The sequence below is a fragment of the uncultured Caballeronia sp. genome, from assembly GCF_964243625.1.
Lineage (GTDB): Bacteria > Pseudomonadota > Gammaproteobacteria > Burkholderiales > Burkholderiaceae > Caballeronia.
Genome location: NZ_CAXTGZ010000017.1, coordinates 1 through 4,818, shown reverse-complemented (window position 1 = coordinate 4,818; position 4,818 = coordinate 1). Strand labels below are relative to the sequence as shown.

Genomic DNA, 4,818 nt, shown 5'->3' with positions numbered 1-4,818 from the left:
TCGAGTTTCAATTTTTTATAAATCTAAGTTCCAAAGTCTTTTCACATAGGAGTAGTCATGAACGCTTTCATCGCCAACATCCAGGGTCTGACCGCCATCGGTATCGGCATCATCATCGGCCTGGGTGCAATCGGCGCCTGTATCGGTATCGGCCTGATGGGCGGCAAGTACATCGAAGCATGTGCTCGCCAGCCGGAACTGATGAACCCGCTGCAAACCAAGATGTTTCTCTTGGCTGGTCTGATTGACGCGGCGTTCCTGATCGGCGTTGGTGTGGCAATGCTGTTTGCGTTCGCAAACCCGCTGCTGTCGAAGCTCGCCGCAGGCTGAGTTTCCTCGGAAGTGTGCGCTTGAGCTTCGGCGTCAGGCGCAGGACGGAACGGGTGACGGCGCTTAATCGATGCAACCCTCGATCAAGCGCCTTGCCGTTTCACTCTCCGGATTAGCAACGTTTAAGGAAACACCGTGAATCTCAACGCAACCCTGTTTGCGCAAATGGTCGTGTTTCTGATCCTCGCGTGGTTCACGATGAAGTTCGTGTGGCCGCCGTTGATCAACGCCCTGGACGAGCGCTCGAAGAAGATCGCCGACGGCTTGTCAGCCGCCGAAAAGGGCAAGGCCGAACTCGAAGCCGCACATAAGCGCGTCGACCAGGAACTCGCGCAAGCCCGTAACGACGGCCAGCAGCGCATTGCAGACGCCGAAAAGCGTGCAGTGGCTGTCGCCGACGAAATCAAGGCTAACGCTCAGGCCGAAGCTGCGCGCATCATTGCACAAGCGAAAGCCGACGCAGAACAGCAAATCGTGAAAGCGCGTGAAGCATTGCGCGGCGAAGTCGCGGCATTGGCCGTGAAGGGCGCCGAGCAGATCCTGAAGCGCGAAGTCGATCAATCGGCTCACGCCGAGATGCTGAATCAACTCAAAACCGAGCTCTGATCATGGCCGAACTTGCAACCATCGCCCGACCGTACGCAGAAGCATTGTTCCGCGTGGCCGAAGCGGGTGAGCTCGCCGCCTGGTCTGACTTCGTCGAGGAGCTGGCTCAGGTTGCGCGTCTGCCTGAAGTGCTGTCCATCGCGACGAGCCCGAAAGTGAGCCGCGACCAGGTCAGCGAGCTGCTGTTGACGGCGGTGAAATCGCCGCTCGCCAAGCAGCCGGAGGCGAAGAACTTTGTGCAGATGCTGGTGGACAACCACCGGCTGACGCTGATGCCGGAAATTGCCGTGCAGTTCGACGAGCTGAAGAATTCCCGCGAAGGTGCGGCCGATGCGTTGATCGTAAGCGCATTCCCGCTGGAAGGCGCACAGTTGACCGACCTGCTCGCGAATCTCGAACGCAAGTTCCACTGCAAGCTGAAACCTACTGTTGAAGTCGACAAGTCGCTGATTGGCGGCGTGCGCGTGACGGTAGGCGACGAAGTACTCGATACCTCGGTCCGCGCGCGCCTCGCGAGCATGCAGACGGCGCTGTCCGCCTGACGCCTTTTGCGCCGGCGCGGTTAAGAATTGACTATCTGGAGTGACTAATGCAACTCAATCCCTCTGAGATCAGCGAGCTGATCAAGAGCCGGATCCAGGGCCTGGAAGCGAGCTCCGATGTTCGCAACCAAGGCACTGTGATTTCCGTGACCGACGGTATCGTGCGTATTCACGGTTTGTCGGACGTGATGCAGGGCGAAATGCTCGAATTCCCGGGCAACACCTTCGGCCTCGCGCTGAACCTCGAGCGCGATTCGGTTGGCGCCGTGATTTTGGGCGAATACGAACACATTTCGGAAGGCGACATCGTCAAGACGACGGGCCGCATTCTTGAAGTGCCGGTGGGTCCGGAGCTGCTCGGCCGCGTGGTCGACGCTCTGGGCGTGCCTATCGACGGCAAGGGTCCGGTCAACGCAAAGATGACCGACGCTGTAGAAAAGATCGCGCCGGGCGTGATCTGGCGCAAGTCGGTTTCGGAGCCGGTTCAAACGGGTCTGAAATCCATCGACGCAATGGTGCCGGTTGGCCGTGGCCAGCGCGAGCTGATCATTGGCGACCGCCAGTGCGGCAAGACGGCTGTGGCCATTGACGCGATCATCAACCAGAAGGGCAAGAACCTCTTCTGTATCTATGTCGCGATCGGCCAGAAGGCATCGTCGATCATGAACGTGGTTCGCAAGCTGGAAGAAACCGGCGCGCTGGAATACACGATCGTGGTTGCGGCTTCGGCTTCGGAATCGGCCGCCATGCAATACCTGGCGCCGTACGCAGGCTGCACGATGGGCGAATACTTCCGCGATCGCGGCCAGGACGCGCTGATCGTGTATGACGATTTGACCAAGCAAGCCTGGGCGTATCGCCAGATTTCGCTGTTGCTGCGCCGTCCTCCGGGCCGTGAAGCGTATCCGGGTGACGTGTTCTACCTGCACTCGCGTCTGTTGGAACGTGCTGCTCGCGTGTCGGAAGACTACGTCGAGAAGTTCACGAATGGTGAAGTGAAGGGCAAGAGCGGTTCGCTGACGGCATTGCCGGTCATTGAAACGCAAGCCGGCGACGTGACCGCATTCGTTCCGACGAACGTGATCTCGATTACTGACGGCCAGATCTTCCTGGAAACCGACTTGTTCAACGCCGGTATCCGTCCTGCTATTAACGCGGGCGTGTCGGTGTCGCGAGTGGGTGGCGCCGCGCAGACCAAGGTCATCAAGAAGCTGTCGGGCGGTATTCGTACCGACTTGGCGCAGTATCGTGAGCTGGCGGCGTTCTCGCAGTTCGCATCGGACCTCGACGAAGCCACCCGCAAGCAGCTGGAACGCGGCCGCCGCGTGACGGAACTGCTCAAGCAGCCGCAGTATCAGCCGCTGCAAGTGTGGGAACTGGCGATCGCGCTGTTTGCCGCGAACAATGGTTACCTCGACGATCTCGAAGTTGCTCAGGTCCTGCCGTTCGAAAAGGGTCTTCGCGACTACTTGAAGACGAAGCATGCGGACATGATCAAGCGCATCGAAGATAACAAGGACTTGTCGAAGGACGACGAAGGCGCATTGCATACCGCGCTCAAGGACTTCAAGAAGTCGGGCGCTTATTGATTTCGGTACTGATCTTCGGATTAAGTCGAAATTTGAAGCGGCGCGGGCCGCTTCTGGAACAAATGAAGCATCCCGCGCCGTTTCGATCGAGGAGTAAGCAATGGCTGGAATGAAGGAAATCCGCGGCAAGATCAAGAGCGTGCAAAACACGCGCAAGATCACCAAGGCTATGGAGATGGTGGCTGCGTCGAAAATGCGCCGCGCGCAGGAGCGTATGCGCGCAGCTCGCCCGTATGCCGACAAGATCCGCGAAGTCGCCGCGCACATGAGCGCTGCGACGCCCGAGTATCGCCATCCGTTCATGGTCGAGAACAAGGGCGCGAAAGCGGCCGGCATCATTCTCGTCACGACCGACAAAGGTCTGTGCGGCGGCATGAACACGAACATCCTTCGCGCTGCGCTCCTGAAGTTCAAGGAGCTGGAGCAGCAAGGCCAGACGATCGAAGCATCCGCGATCGGCAGCAAGGGTCTGGGCTTCCTGAACCGGCTGAAGGCCAAGACCGTGTCGCAAGTCACGCATCTGGGCGACACGCCGCATCTGGAAAAACTGATCGGCGCGATCAAGGTTCAGCTCGACCTGTATTCGGAAGGCAAGATCAGCGCGGTTTATCTGGCGTTCACCCGCTTCGTCAACACGATGAAGCAGGAAGCCGTGATCGAACAATTGCTGCCTTTGTCGGCAAGCGATTTCGCGCGCAAGGACGGCCTGGACAAGAACAGCGAAGCAGTCACGCCGACGACCTCGTGGGACTACATCTACGAGCCGGATGCGCAGACGGTTGTCGACGAACTGCTCGTGCGTTATGTCGAAGCGCTGGTGTATCAGGCCGTGGCGGAAAACATGGCATCGGAGCAATCGGCTCGCATGGTCGCCATGAAGGCCGCGTCGGATAACGCAAAGACGGTGATCGGCGAATTGCAGCTCGTATACAACAAGAGTCGGCAAGCAGCGATTACCAAGGAATTGTCAGAGATCGTCGGTGGCGCTGCAGCGGTCGGTTGATCGCCAGCGTCGAATCGAACTGCGCCTGTCGCGCGAGTGAAGAATCAAGTATCTAAAGGAAATGCGATGAGTACTACTGCTTTGGTAGAAGGCAAGATCGTACAGTGCATCGGCGCAGTTATCGACGTGGAATTCCCGCGTTCCGACATGCCGAGGATTTACGACGCGCTCGTTTTGGAAGGCTCGGAACTGACGCTTGAAGTCCAGCAACAACTGGGCGACGGCGTGGTCCGGACCATTTGTCTGGGTGCATCGGATGGATTGCGCCGCGGCACGATCGTGAAGAACACGGGCAAGCCCATCAGCGTGCCGGTCGGCAAGCCGACGCTTGGCCGCATCATGGACGTGCTGGGTCGTCCTATCGACGAAGCCGGTCCGATCAACACGGACGTCACGCGCGGGATTCACCAGAAGGCGCCGAAGTTCGACGAACTGTCGCCTTCGACCGAACTGCTTGAAACCGGCATCAAGGTCATTGACCTGATCTGTCCGTTTGCAAAGGGCGGCAAGGTTGGCCTGTTCGGCGGCGCCGGCGTGGGCAAGACCGTGAACATGATGGAACTGATCAACAACATCGCTAAAGAGCACGGTGGTTATTCCGTGTTTGCCGGTGTTGGCGAACGTACCCGCGAAGGGAACGACTTCTATCATGAAATGAAGGATTCGAACGTTCTGGACAAGGTCGCGCTGGTGTACGGCCAGATGAACGAGCCGCCGGGCAACCGTCTGCGCGTGGCGCTGACCGGCC

The 4,818-nt window shown here is 58.7% G+C and carries 5 protein-coding genes and 1 pseudogene; all 6 read left to right on the top strand.

All coding sequences use genetic code 11. The features are described 5' to 3' along the window. Positions 1-57: 57 nt before the first annotated feature. Entirely contained in the window at positions 58-330 is a 273-nt protein-coding gene (gene atpE, locus ACFFAR_RS02260) for a F0F1 ATP synthase subunit C (protein WP_047895197.1), read from the top strand. Between the two features lie 135 nt (positions 331-465). After that, the gene (locus ACFFAR_RS02255) at positions 466-936 is read left to right on the top strand and encodes a F0F1 ATP synthase subunit B (RefSeq protein WP_056356289.1); all 471 of its coding nucleotides are present in this window, start codon (positions 466-468) and stop codon (positions 934-936) included. 2 nt (positions 937-938) lie between these two features. Further along, positions 939-1,478 (top strand): F0F1 ATP synthase subunit delta, encoded by a 540-nt coding sequence (locus tag ACFFAR_RS02250; RefSeq protein ID WP_062168436.1) that lies wholly within the window; start codon positions 939-941, stop codon positions 1,476-1,478. 47 nt (positions 1,479-1,525) lie between these two features. Further along, on the top strand, positions 1,526-3,067 hold the full coding sequence (atpA, locus tag ACFFAR_RS02245) for a F0F1 ATP synthase subunit alpha (protein ID WP_062168434.1): 1,542 nt from the start codon (positions 1,526-1,528) through the stop codon (positions 3,065-3,067). Between the two features lie 100 nt (positions 3,068-3,167). Continuing rightward, complete coding sequence (gene atpG / locus ACFFAR_RS02240; RefSeq protein ID WP_062168432.1) at positions 3,168-4,070, top strand: F0F1 ATP synthase subunit gamma; 903 nt, start codon at positions 3,168-3,170, stop codon at positions 4,068-4,070. A 66-nt stretch (positions 4,071-4,136) separates the two neighbouring features. Next, a pseudogene (locus tag ACFFAR_RS02235) lies at positions 4,137-4,818 on the top strand (F0F1 ATP synthase subunit beta); the annotation flags it as partial.